Origin of the sequence: Methanobrevibacter sp. UBA412, assembly GCA_002495685.1 — an archaeon.
Taxonomy (GTDB): domain Archaea; phylum Methanobacteriota; class Methanobacteria; order Methanobacteriales; family Methanobacteriaceae; genus Methanobrevibacter_A; species Methanobrevibacter_A acididurans.
The window spans coordinates 92,936-113,759 of sequence record DAGJ01000002.1; the positions used below are offsets into that span (position 1 = coordinate 92,936).

The window sequence follows — 20,824 nt, forward strand, 5'->3', positions numbered from 1 at the left end:
AAATATTGGAGATAAAGATTTTATTTACCCTCACTTAAAAGAAAATATGAAAATTAATTCTAAAAAATATCTAAAAAAAGTTTTTAATTTCTTTTTTGGATGTTGTAACTAAAAAAAATTAATAAATAAATATATAATACTTTTTTTAATTAACAAATACTATATTTTAGCAGGCCCCATTAGTTTTACAAGGTCTTGCACCTGAAAAACTTAAACCAATGAAACTCATAAAGAATGTGAATCCTTTTTCAAATAATTCATCTTCACTGTACATATTATAACCAGATATGGTTCCATCACTAATATGTTTACTGATTTCTTTAAATTTTCCATCTTCAAAAATATTTTCATAGTATTCTTCAGGTATGTCAAATAATAAATCAACAATTGGATTATTATATGAATTAGTGTTTTCTGTTAGTTCTAATTTAACATTGTCTGCATCTATTATGGTGATTATTAAAATTTCATTAGAACTTATTCCATTGATTATTCCTATTTTTCCATTAGGTTTTATTTTACCTAATATTCGGGTGTTATTTTCTGCCCATTGTTTCCATTTATCTAAATTGTAAACACTTGTCATTATATTCACGTTCCCTTATTATTTTATTAAAGTTTCATATAAAACATTTAATATAATTAATTACTATTATTAAATTCATGGTATTTAAGTATTATATAGTTGAATTTAATCTGTGAAGTGTATATTAAAAATAGTAAAAAGGCTTTAGAAATAAAAAGTATAAGAATTTCTTTTAAAAATAGTTAAAAAATGAGTGTTCATCTTTTTTTAGGGAAAAAATGGAAAAAATTAAGATTAAAAAAAAATGTTTTTTTATCCGTTATATACTCTTAAATGTGTTTTTTATTTTTTTTTAATACTTTTTTTTATGGAGAAAAAAAATGTTATTTTTATATTATGTATAAAAAAATTTTTTTTATATGAATTCTTTAAAAATGGAGTGGAGAATATAAATTTTTATCCTCCAACATCAAATCTTTTTTTAAATAATCAGTGGTTTATTTTAATTATTTTTTTAGATAAGATGGAAAAGAATAAAAACAATTCTCCTTAATTTTTTTTTAAGAAATTTTTTTATTTTTTAATCTAAATTTTTTCCTTTTTAGACATATACCTCTTTTTTATTAGAGATAATATATTTTCTATTATAAATTATTCCTTTTATAAAATATTTTTTATGGGGGGTGATAAAGGATTGTTTTTATAATAAATTTTGGGGTGGAATTTTTAAAAATATTTAATTGTTTTTTTAGAGAATATGTTTTACCATACCTCCTATATTTTTTTTATTTAATATTTCCTCAAATTCTTTGTTTTAAACCGTTTTTTCTCTTTATTTATTTTTTTTATTTTTTTGGGATTTTTTTAAAAGATCAAAAAAAATTTGTAAATAATTTTTTTTTAATCTTTAAAATATTTTAGTTTAACATGACTTAATTCATGTCGAACCGTGTTTATAGTTAAAGTTGATTAAGTATATAAAGGTTTGTCTTTTTTATTATAAAAATGATAAAAAATTTATGAAAATTTTATAATAATATACAAGTAAATTAATAAAAAACTGAATATAAAAATATGTTTTTTAAAATAAAATATATTTAAATACATAAAAAATGATAAAAAACTAAAGGAAATAATAAGTTAAAACCTAAAAATAGGCATAAAAACGGCTTTAAACATTTAAAAACACGAAAAAATCTTAATAAATCTTATCAAAAACTATTAATCAATCGATTAAATTAATAATAAGAAGAAAACCATAATATAACATCTTATAACATAACCACTACTAAAACCTAAAAACCAAAATATAAGAGGTAATACAGTAAAAAACATGTTAAATAAGTTAATTATACTAAAAATAAGACATACATTAATTTTTAAGGAAAAAATAAGACAAATAATAAGAATTTAAAGAAAAACAAGATTCTAAGAACTTTTAAAAACAAAAATAAATAAAAACTAAGCAATCAAACAAATAAAGAAAGAACATAGAGTAATAATGATTAGATTAATAAAAAAACCATTAAACATGAAAAAAATAAAAGAAAACAAAGCAATTATAATAAAAAACACAAACATAAACACAAAACCAATAAAAAAGAAAACCAAAAATTAACTCTTTAAAAAGCTAAAAGAGAGTAAAACAAGGAAATCAAACAAAAACAAAGCAAAAATCAAGAAAAACAAGACAAGAAAACATTTTTATATGAAAAACCCAAAAACCTTATAAAATCTATTAAAAGTCCAAAAATGATATAATAAAACAGTAAAAAGGAAAACTACCAATCAATAAAGATTTTTTAAATCCATGAAAAATTTATAAAAAAATATAAACAAAAATACTAATACAAGAAAAAGAATCTAAAATTTTAATAAGAGGTGAAATAAAAACATGAAAATTGAAGATAAAAAACAAAAATTAAGATTAGAAATATGGGACGAACTATACCAAAAAAAATTAAGTCACAGACCCCAAGGGGATTATAATAAAATACCAGATTTTAAAGGAAAAGAAAAAGCAGCAAATATTTTAAGAAAAACATCTGAGTATCAAGATGCAAAAACCATATTCGTATCCCCTGATTCAGCACAAATCCCTGTAAGATACAATTGCATAATCGACAATAAAACCCTCATTATGGCCACCCCTAAATTAGAAAATGGTTATTTAAAATTAAATAAAGAAGCAAAAAATCATCCACAAGAAGCAAGCACTAAAGAAGGAGCATTCAAATACGGTGCAAAAATAGATAAATTAAGTAAAGTTGATTTAGTTATAGAAGGATGTGTAGGTGTAGATCTTAAAGGAAACCGGCTTGGAAAAGGTGGAGGCTACGGTGATAGAGAAATAAGTGATTTATATAATAAAAAAGTTATAAACAATAAAACTCCAATTGCAACAACAATCCATCCATTACAAATTAAAAATAAAATTCCTATGTTAAAACATGATTGTAAAATTAATATGATTGTAAGTTCCCAATCAAAAATCTATATAAAAAGTTAAAAAAAAATTAAAAAAATGGTTTAAAAATTTAAATTAAACCAAAACTACCTTATTTTTTTATACGTGGCGAATATTTGTATAATCACTAATTTCAGAGTTAAATGTTGCAAGATTTTCCACACTTAAACCATGAACATCATTATTACCAGTTATTCTTGCAAATGTTTTAATTTCTTCACATGAAACATTTAAGAAATTTGCAACACGTTTAACTGCTGCATCTTCCTGAAATCTTGCGCGTAACTCAGGATCCTGAGTAGCTACACCTACAGGACAGTTCCCAGTTCCACAAATATGGTACTGTTGACAAGCAGCAGCAATAAGAGCAGCTGAGGCAACAGCCACAGCATCAGCACCTAAGGATAAAGCCTTAGCAAAATCACCAGAAACTCTTAAACCTCCAGTAATTACAAGACTAACATCACTATGATGTTCATCTAAGTATTTACGAGCACGATAGAGAGCATAAATTGTAGGAACACTAGTAGAGTCACGAATCAATTTAGGACTTGCACCAGTAGCACCACCCCGACCATCAATAGTTATAAAATCAGGTTCAGAATATAAACAATACTCTAAATCTTCTTCAATTCGACCAGCAGCAATTTTAACACCAATAGGACGACCTTCAGATTTTTCACGAAGCATACAAACCATAGTTTTTAAATCTTCCTTACCCTCAATTTCAGGGAAATTAGAAGGACTTATAATATCTTCATTAGGATTCTTACCCCGTATTTCAGCTATCTCAGATGTGACTTTAGCACCAGGTAAATGCCCACCCATTCCAGGTTTAGTTCCCTGACCAATCTTAATCTCAATAGCATCACTAGTTTTAAGATTTTCACTAGTTACACTGTACTTATTCGGAACATATTCAAAAATGTATTTATAAGCTGAACTTTTTTCTTCAGGAAGTATTCCACCTTCACCACTACACATTGCAGTTTTTGCAAGAGCACTTCCCTTAGATAAAGAAACCTTAGTCTCTCTAGATAATGCACCAAAAGACATGTGTGAAATATAAACTGGACTTTCAAGAACCATTGGTTTTTTAGCATTCTTACCAATTATTGTAGTTGAATTTACCTCCGCATCCTCATCTAAAGGTGCAGGGTTTAATTGATTAGCTATAACAAGAATATCATCCCATGAAGGCATTGGTAATTGTGTTCCCATACCATCAATTATACTTTCACCATGAACAGCCATACGATGTATATCAGTCATTTTTGGCATCTTTGCATCTGTTCGGATAGTTTCAGGAGGATAATCTAATGGAGTTTCCTCTTCCTCAATTTGTTCCTCTTCTTCTTCTAATATTTCTTCAAACTTATAAGATGGTTGTTTACAGAATGGACAGACATCAATTTCAGTTATTTTTTTACCTGCTTCCTCTTCATCATAAATAAATCCACATACACTACATTTAAATCTCGCCATTTTTTCTCAAAATCTCCTTAATATATTTTTTTTAGATAATTTTTGATCCTTTTAACACTAATAAAATTATTAAAAATAGTAATAAAATAAGAACCAATATACCTTCTTTGGTGTTTATAGGTATAGGTGCACATGTGCCTTTAGAACATGTTTTTTTGTCTTCTTCTTTCATAATAAACTTCTAAAAAAAAATTAAATAAATTTTAAAGGGGAAAAGTGAAATAAAAGTAAAAAAGTAAAAATTAAAAAAAATGAATTATTTTTCCCCTTTTTTATTTATAATAAATCAAATTTTTTTAAATAAAATTAAAATATTTTTTTTATTCATAATTTTTTGGTCTTACTTGGAAGTAAGATCTTGGATGGTCACATACTGGGCATACAGTTGGAGCTTCTTTTCCAACAAATATATGGCCACAGTTACTGCATTGCCATTCTACTTCTTCATCTTTTGCAAATACTTTTTCTTCTTTAACATTATTTAAAAGAGTTCTGTATCTTTCTTCATGTTCTTTTTCTATGTCAGCTACTGCACTGAATTTGTATGCAAGTTCATCAAAGCCTTCTTTTTCTGCAGTTTCTGCCATTCCTTTATACATTTCAGTCCATTCGTAATGTTCACCATCAGCTGCATCTTCAAGGTTAGTTGCAGTATCAGGTACTTGGCCTTCATGCAAATATTTAAACCATAATTCAGCATGTTCTTTTTCATTACCTGCAGTTTCTTCAAATATGTTTTTAATTTGAACATAACCGTCTTTTTTTGCTTTGCTAGCATAATAAGTATATTTATTTCTAGCTTGAGATTCTCCAGCAAATGCAATTTCTAAATTTTTTTCAGTTTCTGTTCCTTTAAGTTTTTTATAGTCCATATTCTTTTTGCCTCCATAAAAAGTTTAAAAAATTTTTATATAATAAATTGTTTTATTATACTTAATAATATATCTTTCTAAAAAAAAATTTCATAAAATAAAAAAAAGAATTCTAATTTTCTTTTATTGTAAGAAAATTATTGTATTAATTATCCTATTATAATCTTCTATTTCTTCTGCTGAATCGGGACAACTAGTTAATTCAAAAACATACATAGATTCCTTATGAAAAATAAATGTTGTATGTAATTGTAACATTCGATCATCCATTTTAGCATTAGCTACTATTTCAATTGAATTTGCACCATCAATTGACCCAATATCTGAATGTATAATGTTCCAACCCTGATTAATAAAACTATTATTTAATTCTTTTAAAAGTTCATTTGTAGATTTATCAGTTTTTTCTGGATAATTGTAAATTGTTATAATGCTTGGTATTTTATTAACTACTTTAACTAATGCTTTAACACATGAGGGACCTCTTGTTTTAGGATCTTGTTCTTTCCACATATCAGAATAATTAAATGAAATGTTTTCATTTTGATATATTTTACCTAATCTTGCCATTAATAATCAACTCCAACATAATCTTTCATATAATCCTCATTACATACCAAAATTTAATATTAATACATTAAATGATATATTTAAGTGTAAAAAAAAGGTAGTATAGAATAAAAAAAAAGATTATTATATTTTTTTCTACTTTTAAATGAAGTATTGATAAATTTCTATTCCTATGCCCCTATATCCACAATCTGGACAATATTTTTCAACAATCTTTTCATCTTCTACTGCTAGTACTATTGTATTGCTTCCACATTGAGGACAAAGCCCTTCAACATTCTTTATCATAAATTTATTACTTCCATATACAAAATTTTTTATTTTATTAAAGAAAAATTATTCTTAATTTAATAATTGTTAAAAATATCTTTTTTTATCTTTTATAAAACTTGTTAATTTATAACCTGTTTTATTTAAAAGTTAAACTTTTAATAATTTCATCAAGATCACTATCTTCAGGATTATTTAATCCAAAAGTGAAATAATCAAAAAGGTATGCATCTTTATTATGGATTAAACCAATAGAACGAGTTTTAAGTGGTGGTTCATGTGTCATGTCTATTGCTTGAAATTTATGAACATCAAAATCTTTAATACTGGTTAAACGTGAATCTATAATTTTTAAAGTTTCACTTCTTGGTATTGTTTCTACAGCAGACTTAAGATAATTTAAGTTTATACCATCTTCAGGATATTTTAAAAGCATTATCCGACTTTTTTTATGTTCATGATCTAATATTAGTATACAATTATCAATATCATGTTCTTTTAATTCCCAAAATGAAGGGTAAGTTAATTTTAATTCATTATTTTCAAATTCCATTTTTTCCTATTTTCTCCATCTTTTTTTTAAGAATCTATTTTTTTAAACTGAGTAAATATTCATATCATTATCTCTTTTTTTATGAATATATTGAATATAATAATAGTAAATAATGTAAAAATTAGAAATAGGGGAAAGGCTCCTTTTTATTTAATTAAAAAATTATTTTAAATTATGAAAAAATTTTAAAGGGAAAATAATATTCCATTATAATTTTTTTCCTTTCTTTTTCTTGGGTGAGAATGTATAAAAAATATTTTTTTTATAAAAAAAGAAATAATTTATAGATATATTAAAATCTATTAAAATTCATTTTTTTAATAAAAATATTTTCTTAATGTTTTAAAAAAACCTTTCCCCTGTTTGATTATATTTATTCATTGTACTTAAATAATATACATACCATTTTTTTTATGAAAATTTATTATTTTTCAATTGCTCTCGGACTTTTTTTATAAAATAGGTAATATGAAAAAATAATAGTATATAGATAAATTAATTTTTTTAAATATGAAAAAAGGGAGGGTGTAAGTATAAAAATGCAAATGCAAAAAACATTATTTGACATAATAGAAGAAGAAAGCACCATATTTCGCGACCGGGAAGTTTTTCAAAATAATTATATGCCTGAAATATTGAAGTATAGAACACAACAAATAGAAACTATGGTATTTTATTCAAGAAAGATTAAAAGAGGATATGCTCCAAGTAATATGGAAATAAAAGGACTCAATGCAACTGGAAAAACAAGCACAGTTACTAAATATATACAATTAATAGAAGAAGCATGCCCTAATGTTATATCTTTAATAATAAATTGTCAAATGCATAGAACAGAATACACTATACTTAGTGAAATTTATAAAAAAATTTTCAAGAAAAAAACACAAACCAACACTTTAAACACAATTAATATTTACGATGAAATAATGACTTACCTCACCAAGCATAAAAAAGTGCTAATTGTAGCTTTAGATGATTATGACGCTATAAAAAATAATAATGAACTTAATAAAGTATTATACACGTTACTTAGAGCCCATGAAACATATCATGAAGTTAAAATAAGCATTATAACAATAACAAAACCTCAAAAACATATCATACTTAATTTAAATATTAGTACAATATTTTTACCAATGAATATTTACTTCCCCACATATACCAGATCTCAAATAAAGGATATATTAAAACAGAGAATTGAATTAGGATTCTATCCTGGAGTAGTAAGTGAAGATTACCTGGAAAAATTAACAGATTCCACTTATAATTCTGGAAATATCCGTGAAGGTATAAAAAAATTATTAGATGATGGTGAAAAAGCAGAATATTATGGTGAAACAAAAATATAATTTTTCCTGCTTTAAAAAAAATTATATTTTATTAATGGTTAAAATATTAATTATTAATTTTTATGTTAAATTTATAGAATTTATACTACTCAAATCCTATTTTTTTTATATAATAATTTTTATCTTTTATATAATTTCTTCATTAACCCCTTCAATGAAATATGATTTCTTTAAGGATCTGATTAGTATTTAATAATGAAATTTTTTTCTTAAATCCTAATTTAAGTTTTATAAAATTTCATTCCCGCTTCAATACTTTTTTTAACACATATCTTTTAAATCCAAAAAAAGGTTTTAATATAAATTGAAAATCCTTCCATCCCCTTCATTAAATAAAAGCATTCTCAATTATCATATTCTTAATTTATTAAACCTTTCTTTTTTTTTGAATTAAAAGTTTATAGTTCCCTTATTTTTTTTTAATGGACATATATTTTTATCTATTTAAAATCTGAATCATTTTTTTCTGTGATTAAATTTTTAATAAAAAATTAAGAGGGAATAAATACAAGTTACCCCTTTTATCTTTTTTTTAATATAATTTTTAGGATTCTCTTAAATTTTAATGTGAAAACATTTCTCTTAAAAGATTAAACCTTCTAAAAATATATCATTCCCTGTTTTTATACATATTTTAATAAAAAATCAATACTTAATTTTTTTTTAACCCCTTTTATTAATTTTATGAAAAGTTTAAATTCGTTTTTTTTTAGTGAGATGATAAAAAAATATTTTCCTATATTTGTGTTAAATAAAAAAAACTTCTCATATTTTCTAAATTAAATTGATTTAATATTTTCTTTTATACATATGTGGGGACATTGAATATTTTAGCTTAAATGAAAAAAATTTTCAACCCATATTAAATTATTTTTTTTATAAAATATTTACCTTAAAATTTTGTTTAAAAAAAAGATTAACTATGCTTATTCCTAAATTTTTCTTTAATAGATTAATTTGTTTAAAAAAATCTTTTTAGCACAGTATAATAATTAACCTCCTATATATAATAATATATAAGACACCCATTAATTCATCACTCATATTATAAAAATAATAATATTTAAATTTTACTAAAAGATTCAAATAGAAAAAGTGTTAAATTAAATTTGGAATTTGGGAAAACTTCCTAATTTCATATAAACTTCAACATCAGAACATAAAAGTTTAGCATAATTAACAGAGTAATCATATAATTTTATAGCATTAATCTTGTTAATTGGACGTAAACCATGGGCTAAAACACTATTGTTACGTTTTTCAAGTTCACGTTGGACTTTATTATCTTTAATATAATAATTTCCTATTTCATCATTTAAGTATCTTAACATGTTAAAATCATTATACATTGCAAGGGTAAAAGTAGATTTAGAACTTGTGAAATTTTTAATATTTAACTTAGTTAAAATATCTTGATAATTTTCACTTGCATAATTTTTAAATGAATTTTTATTAATATCAAATTTAAAATTTCTAATTGAATCATTATCAACAATACCTAATTTGTTAAGTTTTAATTGAGCAACTAACTCCATAACACGATATAATCTTGCAACTGCATCATCATATTTACCTTCCTTAATACGACGATAAGCATTATTCAATAAATCTGGAAGATAAAAATAAATATTATCATTATTAAGATTGTTTTTTTGGGAAATTTTACGTTCTAAAAACATTTGATTGTTTTTCAACTGACTTAAAAATCCATTATGATCCTTTTCAAAACTAGTAACAACTGCTTTATCCTCATAGATTAAGTTTAATAAATCCTTCAAACATTTATCAAGGTTTATTTGTGAATTATCACAAGTTAATTTTATATTGAATTTATCCCAGGAATCATAAATATCAATAATTTTAATATATAAACTGGATAGTTTCTTTAAAAAAGGTTCTGTGAGTTTAGATTCTGCGGTTTTTAAATTTCTTCTTGCAGCTTGAAATTGATAATTATTAAAAAATTCTTTACCTCTTTCAAATTCATTTACTGCATATAAATCTAGGGGATTTTTTTGTTTTTTAATTTTTTCAAAACCATTTTTAACTATTCCTAAACCATTTTTATCTCGTCCATTTTCAGAAAAAGTTCCTACATAAGAATATTCAATGTTTTCTCCTACTGCTGCTAAGACTAAACCTGAAACCATAGGTTTAGTTCCTCCAGTAAAATCCATAACTACTTCAAAATTATTATGTTTTAATTCTTTTATAGCATGATGTGCTTTAAAATAAGATTCTTCTAAACTTTCGGGATTAACAATTTCTTTATATAATACTTCTCCATTAAATTTTGTTTTTTTAAGAACTTCTTTAGCAATTTTTAGTGTACCTTTAGAATGTAGGAAGTATACACAATCAGGTTTTAATTCTTTTATACAAGTTATTAGAGGTTCACTTGTTCCTCCAACACTTAAAATTAAAGCATTTAATCTATTATTTGTTTTCATTACCTTAAACACAACCCCATAATATGTTATTTTTTTTATATTAAATTAAAAAAAAGAGAGAGTATGATACCTATTTTTAATTATTTTATATTTATTATTTTTTTATTTAATAAAATATTTTATTTAAAAAAAGAGTTTTTTATATATTTAGATAATTGGTATTTAAAAAAAGATTTATAAAAAAGGAGATATATGAAAAATATTTAATTTATCTCCTTTTATTTATGTTTAAAAAAAAATTTTTTATGTTTTATCCTTCTTCATCAGGAGGAACGCTTTCACCAGGGTTAGAACCTGAACCTGAAGATGAACCTCCAGAACTGGATCCACCAGAACTAGAACCTGAACCTGAAGATGAACCTCCAGAACTGGATCCACCAGAACTAGAACCTCCAGATGAACTTGTTCCACTAGAATCAGAACTAGAATGGTGAGTAGTTCCAGATGAGCTAGAACCAGAACTAGATCCACTAGAACTTGATCCACTAGAACCACTATCTGCGGTGGTTGTATTATTTGTAGCATTAGTAATATTAGTGGTATTATTAGTAGCTGTGACATTTTGGTCTATTGATCCACTGAACATCATTGCAGCAGCACCTACACCTACTATTAATATTATAATCGCTAATACTAATATAATTAAATTTTCGGTTTTCATTAATATCTTAAATCCTATTTATTTTTATATAGTATTTATTTTTACAAAAAAAATATTTTAAAATTTTTTTGCTAGTGATAAAGTATTAGTTGTTTTTTTTATAAAAGTGTATTGGATGTTTGGTTTGTTTAAGTGGGAAGGTTTATATATGAGTTTTTTTAAATAATAAAAACGATGTAAATTAAACTTCATGTCTATTGGTAAATTTTAAAAAACAACCATTTTATAATCTCCAAAATTAGAATGGAAACCAATATTTTATTAAATCACGGGTATAATTATTAAATTAATTTATTTACATAATAAATCCTATAAACAATTACCTAAATATAAAAATAATAACAAAAATAAATTAAAAAGTTTAATTACTCCTAAAATAGTTATAAAAAATAAAAATAGTTATACCCTGCCTTCTTTTAAATTATTTTTTCTTACCTTATTATGGATTTTTTTAAGATAATGTGATAATTTTCTAATTTTAAAAATTTATCTATTGAACAAAAATTATTTTTTTAAAAATTACATTATAAGTATAAAGCAAAAATTTTATAAATGATAAGATTAATAATAAAAAACGATGTGAATTAAACTTCATGTCTTGGGTTAATAAAAATAAAACAACCATTTTATAATCTCCAAATAATATAAAAAATGGAAAAAAACATTTATTAAACCCTAAAAAAACAAAATTATCAAAAAAATAAATTTTTAGATAAAAAAATATTAAGGGATCACAAAAGATGAACTTAAATTACCTCAAACAATAAGAACAAAAACTTTTTACCCGTCCTTTAACTATTAAAAGATTATCTAAAAATTTAAATTGATAATTTATTAAGCTTAAAAAAAAATTATCCTTATTCTTAACATACTATTTTAAAAGAGAAAAATTGTATACAGCAAAAATTTTCTAAATTTTTAGGATAATAATAATAAAATATATAAATAATAACAAGAGTAATATTAATCATGGATTAAAATCCATTTGATGATTTAATGAAATAAAACCATTGAGTAATCTATAGGATTAAGCAAACTGTTTACTAAATTTCATTACAAAAAAAGAAAGAATAATATAAATTTTAAAAGAAAAATATATTTTAACTTTACTTATTAATGAAATGAGTAATAATTAGAAAATTTTTTTAAAAGAAATTTTTTGATTATAACTATAAAAAATTATTAGGAACTAACCACTGTTAAAATAAATTATTTAAAAAAAAATAATATTGTTCTTTCTTTTTTAATTTTTTTTAAAAAAAAACTTACTTTTTCTTAAACATTATCTAAGACTTCAGATGGTGCATCTGCTATTTCAACAAGATATTCTGCTTCTACTATATGTAATTTTGAAGGGATAACAATACAATGTAAAGGTCCACCAAAATCATAATCTATTAAGTTTTTAATATAATCAGCTTTAACTATATTATCTTCAGATCCTACACGTGCTATACCAATAGCTAAAGTATCAGGATTTATTAAGCCCTCACCTTGCTCATTATAAATTTCCATTAAATATTCTAATCCTTGATTAACTGTCATGTATCTATCTTTGTGTGCTTGAATATCTAATAATACTAAGGTGTGGAAATCCATTTTAAGATTATTTTCAATTGCTTTGTATGGTGATTTAGGGAAGAAGTTTTCATCAGGGAATGGGATTGTTGTTACTTTTCCGAATTTATATGCTTGAAGACCACTAATTCCTGGAGCACTTGAAAGAATTGAAGATCCATGTATCACAGTATAAGGTATTTTCTTTTTATGAACTTCTACTAAGAAGTCAGAGTGGGTTGTTGCAATTAAAGGATCTCCTCCTGTTATTAATGCTACATTTAATGTTTCAGCTTCTTTTAAGAAAATGTTTTCTTCTTCTACTTGGTTACGGTTAAGTATTATTATTTTTTTACCTATGATTTTTTCAATATCTTTAAGATTGGAACCTATTAATTTACTGGTGAAAAATTCTGCATATATTTTATCTACTTTTTTCAGTGCATTTAATCCTTTAAGACTGATGTCTTCTACATTGAATAATCCTAATCCTATTAAATAAAACATTATTTCTTATTCTCCCAATTATTATTATTTTTTTATGATTTTTTTTAAGTAATTATTATGAAAATAAAATTAGTTAAATTAACTTACTATTAATAATATAAGTATTGTTTATATTTAATATTTATATAATGGATTTATATTATTAGATTTATTTTTATAGTAATTTTCTAATAGAAATTCAAATACAAATAAACATTAGAATGAATGTTTAAATCTATGTTTTTTAATATAATACCTTGTTTAATTAATGCTTGTAATTAAATTATTAAGTGATATGATGAAAAGTTTAAAAGTAGAGTTACATCATCTAAATGATGTGCGTAAAATTATTGCAGAAAAAGAATTAATGAATATGAACTATAAAATCAAAACAGATAAAGATTACGGTTACATACCTATAAAAGAAATAGCCACCCCAACATTAATAGAAGAAATAAAAAACACTTTACAACTACCAGAATTAAACATCAGCAATTATGAAACCGAATTAGTAGCTACAAAACATTACCCTAAAAGTATAACTGAAGCATTAAAAGGAAAACTAAACCCAACAGAAATTGAAGAACTAAAAAAAAGTTTCGACACTATAGGAAACATTGTAATACTAGAAATACCCAAAGAATTGGAAAAATATAAAAAAACCATTGGAGAAGCAACATTAAACTTCACAAAAAGAACAAGTGTATATATGAAAAAAAGTCCAATAGAAGGAGTAACCCGAACAAGACAATTAGAACTTATTGCCGGAGAAAATAATCCTATAACCATACATAAAGAACATGGTACTAGATTAAAATTAGATGTTACTAATGTATACTTTTCACCAAGACTAGCAACAGAACGTAAAAGAGTATCCGATAACGTGAAAGAAGATGAAAAAATATTAGACATGTTCTGTGGAATTGGACCATTCCCCATAGTTATAGCTCATAATAAAAAATGCCAAATAACAGCTGTAGATATAAATGAATATGCTATAAAATATTTAAAAGAAAATATTAAGTTAAACAAATTAAAAGGAAGTATAAACCCTATATGTGGAGACATTATTGAAGTATCCGAAAATAATTTAACAAACCAAAAATTTGATCGTATAATAATGAATTTACCTGGATTAGCATATCAATTCTTAGATTTAGCAATAAAACATGTTGAAAATGAAGGAATAATAAATTATTATGAATTTAGTGACAATTTTGGACAAGGAATAGAACGTATACAAAAAGCAGCACATAAACAAAATAAAAATGTTGAAATATTAGAAAATCGGAAAGTGAAAAGTAGTAGTCCTGGAATGTGGCATGTTGGTATTGATGCTAAAATAACTGAAAAAGAATAAAAAAAAGGTTTATAATGGTTTAATTATTCCTTCTTCAGTTATAATTCCTGTAATTAAATCTGATGGAATAATATCAAAAGCAGGATTAATTACTTCTGTTCCTTTCGGACATATTCTACATTTACCATAGTAACGTACTTCATCACCATCACGTTCTTCTATAGTAGTATCAAAAATATTTGATTCTTTATCAAAGGTACTTAAAGGAGCTGCAACATAAAATGGAACATTGAAACGTTTAGCTGCAAGAGCAACCATAAGAGAACCAATTTTATTTATAACTCCACCATTAGCTATACGGTCTGCACCTATAACAACTTTATCAATCATTTTTTGACTCATTAAGTAACCAGATGCCACATCAGGAATTAATTTAACTGGAATGTTTTCTTCTTGCATTTCCCATACACTTAATCTTGCTCCTTGACCTCGTGGACGTGTTTCATCACATATAACATCTATTTTTTTACCTTGATTATGAGCAGATCTAATAACTCCTAAAGCGGTCCCATAATCTACACATGCTAATGCTCCAGCATTACAATGAGTTAAAATTGTATCTCCCTCATCAATGATTTCTGAACCATATTTCCCAATACTTAAATTGGTTTCTATATCTTCATCATACATTTGTATTGCTTCTGTTAAAGGATTATCTGATTTAAGAACACGATTTACTGCCCAAAATAAGTTAATTGCAGTTGGTCTTGAAGCTTTAATTTCTTTTGCAGCAAGATTAAGATCAACACCTTCTTTATCTGCAAGTACCATACCAAATGCTGCTGCAACACCAATAGCTGGTGCTCCTCTAACTGTCATGTTTTTTATTGCTTGTATAACATCTTGGTAAGTATTACAATAAACATAAGTTAATTCATCAGGTAATTTAGTTTGATCTATAAGTTTTAATTTATTATTTTCCCATTCTAATGTTTTCATATTAATCACAGTTTAAGTTAAAAAAAAATTATTGTAAATTAAGTATTTTAAAAAAAGATTAAAAAAAAATTTTAATTATTTAGTAATGACTTTGTGGTGTTCTTCCAAGGTATCTATCTGAGCCATGTTTTCCAGGAATTCCATAGGCATCAGCACGACATTGAGTACATGCACGGAATACTGGCATTATTTCTTCTACTTCATCTCTTACTTTTTCCATCATTTCGCATCCAGGTCTTTCATAATCTTTCATTTTGTTTAATGGAATTAAAGGTAAGATATTCATTATAGATGCTCCTCGTGCTTTAACTTCTTTTGCTATGTCTACTATGTGTTCATCGTTTAATCCAGGTATTAGTACTGTGTTTACTTTAACAACTACTCCATCATTGGTGACTTTTTCTATACCTTCTAATTGGTTTTTGAGTAATATTTCTGCTGCTTCTTTTCCTTTGTATACTTGTCCTTCATATACTACAAAGGAGTAAATATCTTTTCCTATTTCCGGATCAACTGCATTAACTGTTACTGTTACTGAGTTTACTCCTAATTCTGCTATTCTATCTGCATATTTTGGTAGTAGTAATCCATTTGTACTCATACATTTGATTAGGTCCGGTTTTTCTTTTCCTATTTTTTCAAAGAATTCGAATGTTTCATCGTTTGCTAGTGCATCTCCTGGACCTGCTACTCCTACAACTGCTATTGGTCCTTCTTTTGTAACTTCTTTTACATGTTCTAATGCTTCATCAGGTTTCATTACACATGATGCTACTCCGGGTCTGTTTTCTTCTGTGTTGAGTGATCTTGTACAGAAGTTACATGCTATATTACATTTTGGTGCTATTGGTACATGTGCTCTTCCTACTTTATCATGTATTTTTTCATTAAAACAAGGGTGTGCTCTAGTTAGATGTGCAAATTTTGATCCATTGTGTTTTCCTTCTTCTATTTTTTTTCCTTGGTTTGGTTTTTTTGTTTCCATAAGTATCATTATCCCCATTTTTTTATTAATTTTAATTTTTTTTCTTTTACTTTTGTTTATTTTTTTATTTTTTATGTATTTAAGTTTATGATTTTAATTTTTTTAACTTAATTATAGTTAGTATAAGAGCAAACTATTATATAAACTTAACTATTGTTATAATTTATTTTAATAAAAATATTGAAAAAAGTATTAAAAATATTTTAAAAAAAAGAAAAAGAAAAAGAAGAAAATAATTTAAACAAAAATTAAGGACAAAAAATCCTTAACTTTCATCATCATCATTAATATCTTCTAAATCTCCATTTTTATTTGTTTCATATTCTTCCTCATATCTTCTTCTTCTCATAACAGAAGTAGAAGTAGTGGTTGCTTGAACATTAGATGTATTTGGAGTGTTGCTAGTAGATTCAGAATTTGCACTAGAAGATTCTGCATTACTAGATGCAACATTATTTGTTTGAGCATTAGCAGTAGCAGCGTTAGCAGCATTTTGAGCAACAGTTAAACCATTACGATCTAAACCATTTGCATCATAACCTGCTGCATTATATCCAGCAGCATTGAATCCATTTGCATCATAACCATTACTATCAAATCCATTACTATCTAAAACATTATTGGTACTATCGGTATTTACAGTAGAATCAGTAACACCATCATTATTAACAGTATCACTTACTCCAGAATCAATAACAACATCACTATCATCAGTAGGTGTATTATCATCCACATCAGTAGTAGTATCATCACTTGCATCTGAAGCTGGTGTTTCTATAATAGGAACACTATCATCATCTACAGGAGTATTAGTATTATCATCACCAATAACATTATCAGAACCATCATCTACAGGTACATCAGGTGTAACTGGAGTTTCAGGAACTACAGGTTCAGTAGGAGTAACAGGAGTTTCAGGTTCAGTAGGAGTTGTAGGTTCACTAGGAGTTGTAGAATCATCCTTATCACCCTCACTTTCACCAGGTTCAGTAGGAATTGTAGGTCCAGTAGGAGTTTCAGGTTCATCAGGATCAGGTACTTCTTCAGCTTCATTTACAATTAAACTAGAAACATAAGAATCTAACATAAAGTAAATATTACCGAAAGGTAAACTTGCTTTAGGCATACCATTAGAAACATTTCCTTGAGTACTATTACCAGATTCATTATCTGTAGCATTCATACCAAAGTCAAGGGAGAAATCAGGAGTTACAGTATCATTTCCTAAACTAAATACAACAGTAAATACACCAGATTCATTAACAACTTCAACAGTAAGATAATTGTTTATAGTTATACCAGTAACATCACTATCAGTTACTGAATTATTACCCCACCAGTTAGAATCTGCATTATTATCAGATCCACCGTTAACGAATAATCCACCTTTTACATTATTGTAAATTCTATTATTATTAATAGTAATATTGTTGGAACCATCTAATTCAATTCCATAATATCCATTATTAGTAATTGTATTACCAATTATGTTAACATTATTAGAACCAAATGAGTTAATACCAGTACCTTTATTATTACTAATATTATTATATTTAATGTTTCCATCTTTACAATTTGCAAGGTAAATAGCATTAGATGAAACTAATTTACCATTATTTGTTATAATAGAGTTAAGTATATTGAAGTCATTTACATTCTTTAAGTATATTGCATAGTAAGGTACTTTATTAATTTCCACATTTTCAATATTTAAATTGTTAATGTTTCCACTATTATCTGCAATTGCATATATTCCACTGTCACCAGTAGATGCAAGTTTTAAATTAGATAAGGTTACATCACTTATTTTATCATTACCTTTTGCTTCTAATCTAACAGCAGAGTAAGTAGCACTTATATTACAATTATCAACTTTAATGTTAGAACTAGTAGATATAGTTTTACTACTTTCATCATTAGAGTAAATGTATATTCCATAATTAGAAGCTTTAAGGTTACTGTTTGTAATACTTGAATCTTTAACATTAGCTAAGTAAATAGCATTACCTTTAGTAACATCAATATCTACATTATCAATATTAGCTGATCCTCCAATAATTTCAAGTCCATTTTTGAACATTCCATTAATGATTACATTATTAAACTTGGAATTTATAACATTATCAGCATATACTGCTTGGTTAAGAATTTTTTTACTTGATTTGAAGTTAGAATTTGATATGTATAATTGTTCTGTACCAATTGCATATACAAACCCATTAGTGTATTTGGTATTGTCAAAATTACTGTTACTTATAGTGACACTGTCACCATTATTACAGAATATTGCACTACCCATACCAGTAGAGGTTTCGTATAATCCATTGTTAGTAAAATTACAGTTATCAACAACTACAGTACCATTAGTACGTATAGCAGCTCCTGCATCACCAGCCATATTATTTTCAAAATTACTGTTATATATAAGTAAAGTTGCATCTGCACTATTTATAGCTCCACCACGAGAAAGACCATCACTTGCTCCAATATTATTAGCATTAGATAAAGTGTTTCCGAAGAAATCAGAATCTGAAATGGTTAAGTCTGAATTGTAAGCTCTTATAGCACCACCATAGGAATAAGCACTATTATATTTAAATTTTGAATTTGTAATACTACTCATACCTTTAGCATTTGAAAGATAGATTGCTCCACCTTGTGCTTGTTTATTAGTATTAGTTACACTGTTTTTGTAGAATGTAGTAGAATCAATAGTTACAGGATTAATAGAGTATATAGCTCCTCCACCAACTTTAGCAGTGTTGGTATTAAATTCAGAACCTGTAATAGTTAAACTACCAGCATTATAAATTGCACCACCATTATTTGCAGTGTTACCTGTAAAAGTTGAATCTGTAATGGTTAACTCATTATTATTATAGATTGCTCCACCATTACTGTTTACTTTATTATTAGTAAAAGTTGAACTTTCAATAGTTGCTTTACCAGTGTTGTAAACTGCTTCTCCATTATTATTAGTAAAAGTTGAATCAATGATACTTAATACACCATTATTATTGATTGCTCCACCATTAATAGTATTTTTAAAAGTTGAACCAGTGATAGTTGCATCTGCATCTTTTTGATTATTGATCACACCACCATTGTTTCCATTGTTACTATCAAATGTAGAATCAGTAATAGTTAAACTACCTAAATTGTAAATTACACCACCATTATTAGCTTTATTATTGGTGAATGTAGAACCAGATATAGTTAATACACCAGTTTTACTATTATATATTACTCCACCATAATTACCTGCATTAATGTTAGTAAAAGTACAATTAATTATATTAAGTAATCCATTGTTCCATGCTAATCCACCTTTATCTCTTCCATTAAAATTAGTAAATTGAAGATTTTCAAGGGTTAAACTAATATCTTCACTAATACTGAAATATCCACCATTACTTTGACTAATAGTTACAGTAGCATCAGGTGCTGCTGTTAAAGTTAAATCTTTATCAATGGTAGTTTTTCCATTAAGAACATAATTTCCACTAGAAATTATTATAGTAGAACCAGATTGAGCATTTTTAATTGCATCATTAATATTATTATATGGATTATCTGAGGTACCATTACCATCTTGGGTATTGGATCCATCAACATAAACATTATTGGATTAATCATCACCTATACTAGATAATACTTCATTAGAATAAGCATTATTTGTATTATCTGTAGCTAAGACATTTCCACTTTGAGAATTAGAGTTATCACTAAGATTATCATTTACAGTACTTGATGTATTCCCTACATCGCTAATTTGAGTACTAGTAGATAAAACAGTGTTTGAGTCCCCTAAATCCCCATTAGTGGTATTAGGAGCATCCGCAGCAAAAGCAGATCCCATTGCCACAGCACACACCATACTAAATATAAGCACAACACATATAGGAATCCATTTGTCTACTTTAGAGTTTTCACTTTTCACGATTTTCACCTCCTTCATGCCAAATTAAGATAAAAATTATTTTTGTAATTTGTGGAAAATTTTTTCCACTCCTTATAATGATAGATAATATGACATTACTATTATATAAATATATTCTATTAATAGCAAACAATTATAGAAAAACTAAAAAAAATAAAATTTAATATATGCATTAAATAGTCTTATTTTCCAAATAAAAACTTAAAACATGATTAAATAACTAAGAAATAGTTATTTAAATTTTTAAGTAAAATAGATTTTACTATTTAAAATAAAAATATTTTGAAAATCTTAAAGAAATTAAAAAAAGGATATTTTAAATAAAAAGGGCTTTGTAGAAACCCTATTTTT

17 protein-coding genes are annotated in these 20,824 nt (G+C 25.5%); 3 read left to right on the top strand and 14 right to left on the bottom strand.

The window, feature by feature from the left end:
* Positions 1-166: 166 nt before the first annotated feature.
* Entirely contained in the window at positions 167-586 is a 420-nt protein-coding gene (locus BP997_RS00505) for a hypothetical protein (protein ID WP_413823604.1), read from the bottom strand.
* Positions 587-2,420: 1,834 nt separating this feature from the next.
* On the opposite strand from BP997_RS00505, the gene BP997_RS00510 reads away from it, so the two are divergent.
* Complete coding sequence (locus BP997_RS00510; protein ID WP_413823601.1) at positions 2,421-3,035, top strand: 5-formyltetrahydrofolate cyclo-ligase; 615 nt, start codon at positions 2,421-2,423, stop codon at positions 3,033-3,035.
* Positions 3,036-3,092: 57 nt separating this feature from the next.
* Here BP997_RS00510 and BP997_RS00515 read toward each other — a convergent pair whose 3' ends face one another.
* The 6 genes from BP997_RS00515 to BP997_RS00540 form a co-directional block, all read right to left on the bottom strand.
* Positions 3,093-4,478 carry a glutamate synthase-related protein gene (locus BP997_RS00515; RefSeq protein WP_413823599.1) on the bottom strand — a complete coding sequence of 462 codons (1,386 nt, stop codon included), beginning with the start codon at positions 4,476-4,478 and terminating at the stop codon, positions 3,093-3,095.
* A 31-nt stretch (positions 4,479-4,509) separates the two neighbouring features.
* Positions 4,510-4,650: a hypothetical protein gene (locus BP997_RS00520; RefSeq protein ID WP_409197881.1), complete on the bottom strand. Its 141-nt coding sequence runs from the start codon at positions 4,648-4,650 to the stop codon at positions 4,510-4,512.
* A 148-nt stretch (positions 4,651-4,798) separates the two neighbouring features.
* Complete coding sequence (gene rbr / locus BP997_RS00525) at positions 4,799-5,350, bottom strand: rubrerythrin (protein ID WP_409197882.1); 552 nt, start codon at positions 5,348-5,350, stop codon at positions 4,799-4,801.
* A gap of 123 nt (positions 5,351-5,473) precedes the next feature.
* Positions 5,474-5,920, bottom strand: coding sequence for a PsbP-related protein (locus tag BP997_RS00530; protein ID WP_409197883.1), 447 nt, complete (start codon positions 5,918-5,920; stop codon positions 5,474-5,476).
* Between the two features lie 141 nt (positions 5,921-6,061).
* On the bottom strand, positions 6,062-6,208 hold the full coding sequence (locus tag BP997_RS00535) for a hypothetical protein (RefSeq protein WP_409197884.1): 147 nt from the start codon (positions 6,206-6,208) through the stop codon (positions 6,062-6,064).
* Positions 6,209-6,329: 121 nt separating this feature from the next.
* Complete coding sequence (locus BP997_RS00540; RefSeq protein WP_409197885.1) at positions 6,330-6,743, bottom strand: hypothetical protein; 414 nt, start codon at positions 6,741-6,743, stop codon at positions 6,330-6,332.
* Positions 6,744-7,282: 539 nt separating this feature from the next.
* Here BP997_RS00540 and BP997_RS00545 point away from each other — a divergent pair.
* On the top strand, positions 7,283-8,095 hold the full coding sequence (locus tag BP997_RS00545; RefSeq protein ID WP_409197886.1) for an AAA family ATPase: 813 nt from the start codon (positions 7,283-7,285) through the stop codon (positions 8,093-8,095).
* Positions 8,096-9,198: 1,103 nt separating this feature from the next.
* Here the strand turns inward: BP997_RS00545 and BP997_RS00550 are convergent.
* The 3 genes from BP997_RS00550 to dph5 form a co-directional block, all read right to left on the bottom strand.
* A complete protein-coding gene (locus tag BP997_RS00550; protein WP_409197887.1) occupies positions 9,199-10,545 on the bottom strand; it encodes a TIGR02710 family CRISPR-associated CARF protein in 1,347 nt (448 codons plus the stop codon).
* 250 nt (positions 10,546-10,795) lie between these two features.
* On the bottom strand, positions 10,796-11,206 hold the full coding sequence (locus BP997_RS00555; protein WP_409197888.1) for a hypothetical protein: 411 nt from the start codon (positions 11,204-11,206) through the stop codon (positions 10,796-10,798).
* Between the two features lie 1,275 nt (positions 11,207-12,481).
* Positions 12,482-13,270: a diphthine synthase gene (gene dph5 / locus BP997_RS00560; RefSeq protein ID WP_413823593.1), complete on the bottom strand. Its 789-nt coding sequence runs from the start codon at positions 13,268-13,270 to the stop codon at positions 12,482-12,484.
* A gap of 277 nt (positions 13,271-13,547) precedes the next feature.
* On the opposite strand from dph5, the gene BP997_RS00565 reads away from it, so the two are divergent.
* Entirely contained in the window at positions 13,548-14,609 is a 1,062-nt protein-coding gene (locus BP997_RS00565) for a class I SAM-dependent methyltransferase (protein ID WP_413823637.1), read from the top strand.
* 9 nt (positions 14,610-14,618) lie between these two features.
* On the opposite strand, the gene mtnA is transcribed toward BP997_RS00565, so the two are convergent.
* The 4 genes from mtnA to BP997_RS00585 form a co-directional block, all read right to left on the bottom strand.
* Positions 14,619-15,548, bottom strand: a complete 930-nt coding sequence (mtnA, locus tag BP997_RS00570; protein ID WP_413828625.1) for an S-methyl-5-thioribose-1-phosphate isomerase — start codon at positions 15,546-15,548, stop codon at positions 14,619-14,621.
* A 79-nt stretch (positions 15,549-15,627) separates the two neighbouring features.
* Entirely contained in the window at positions 15,628-16,533 is a 906-nt protein-coding gene (locus tag BP997_RS00575) for a radical SAM protein (RefSeq protein ID WP_413823587.1), read from the bottom strand.
* Positions 16,534-16,798: 265 nt separating this feature from the next.
* Positions 16,799-19,630 carry a beta strand repeat-containing protein gene (locus BP997_RS00580; protein ID WP_413828627.1) on the bottom strand — a complete coding sequence of 944 codons (2,832 nt, stop codon included), beginning with the start codon at positions 19,628-19,630 and terminating at the stop codon, positions 16,799-16,801.
* Positions 19,631-20,161: 531 nt separating this feature from the next.
* The gene (locus BP997_RS00585; RefSeq protein ID WP_413828629.1) at positions 20,162-20,473 is read right to left on the bottom strand and encodes a hypothetical protein; all 312 of its coding nucleotides are present in this window, start codon (positions 20,471-20,473) and stop codon (positions 20,162-20,164) included.
* Positions 20,474-20,824: the final 351 nt, after the last annotated feature.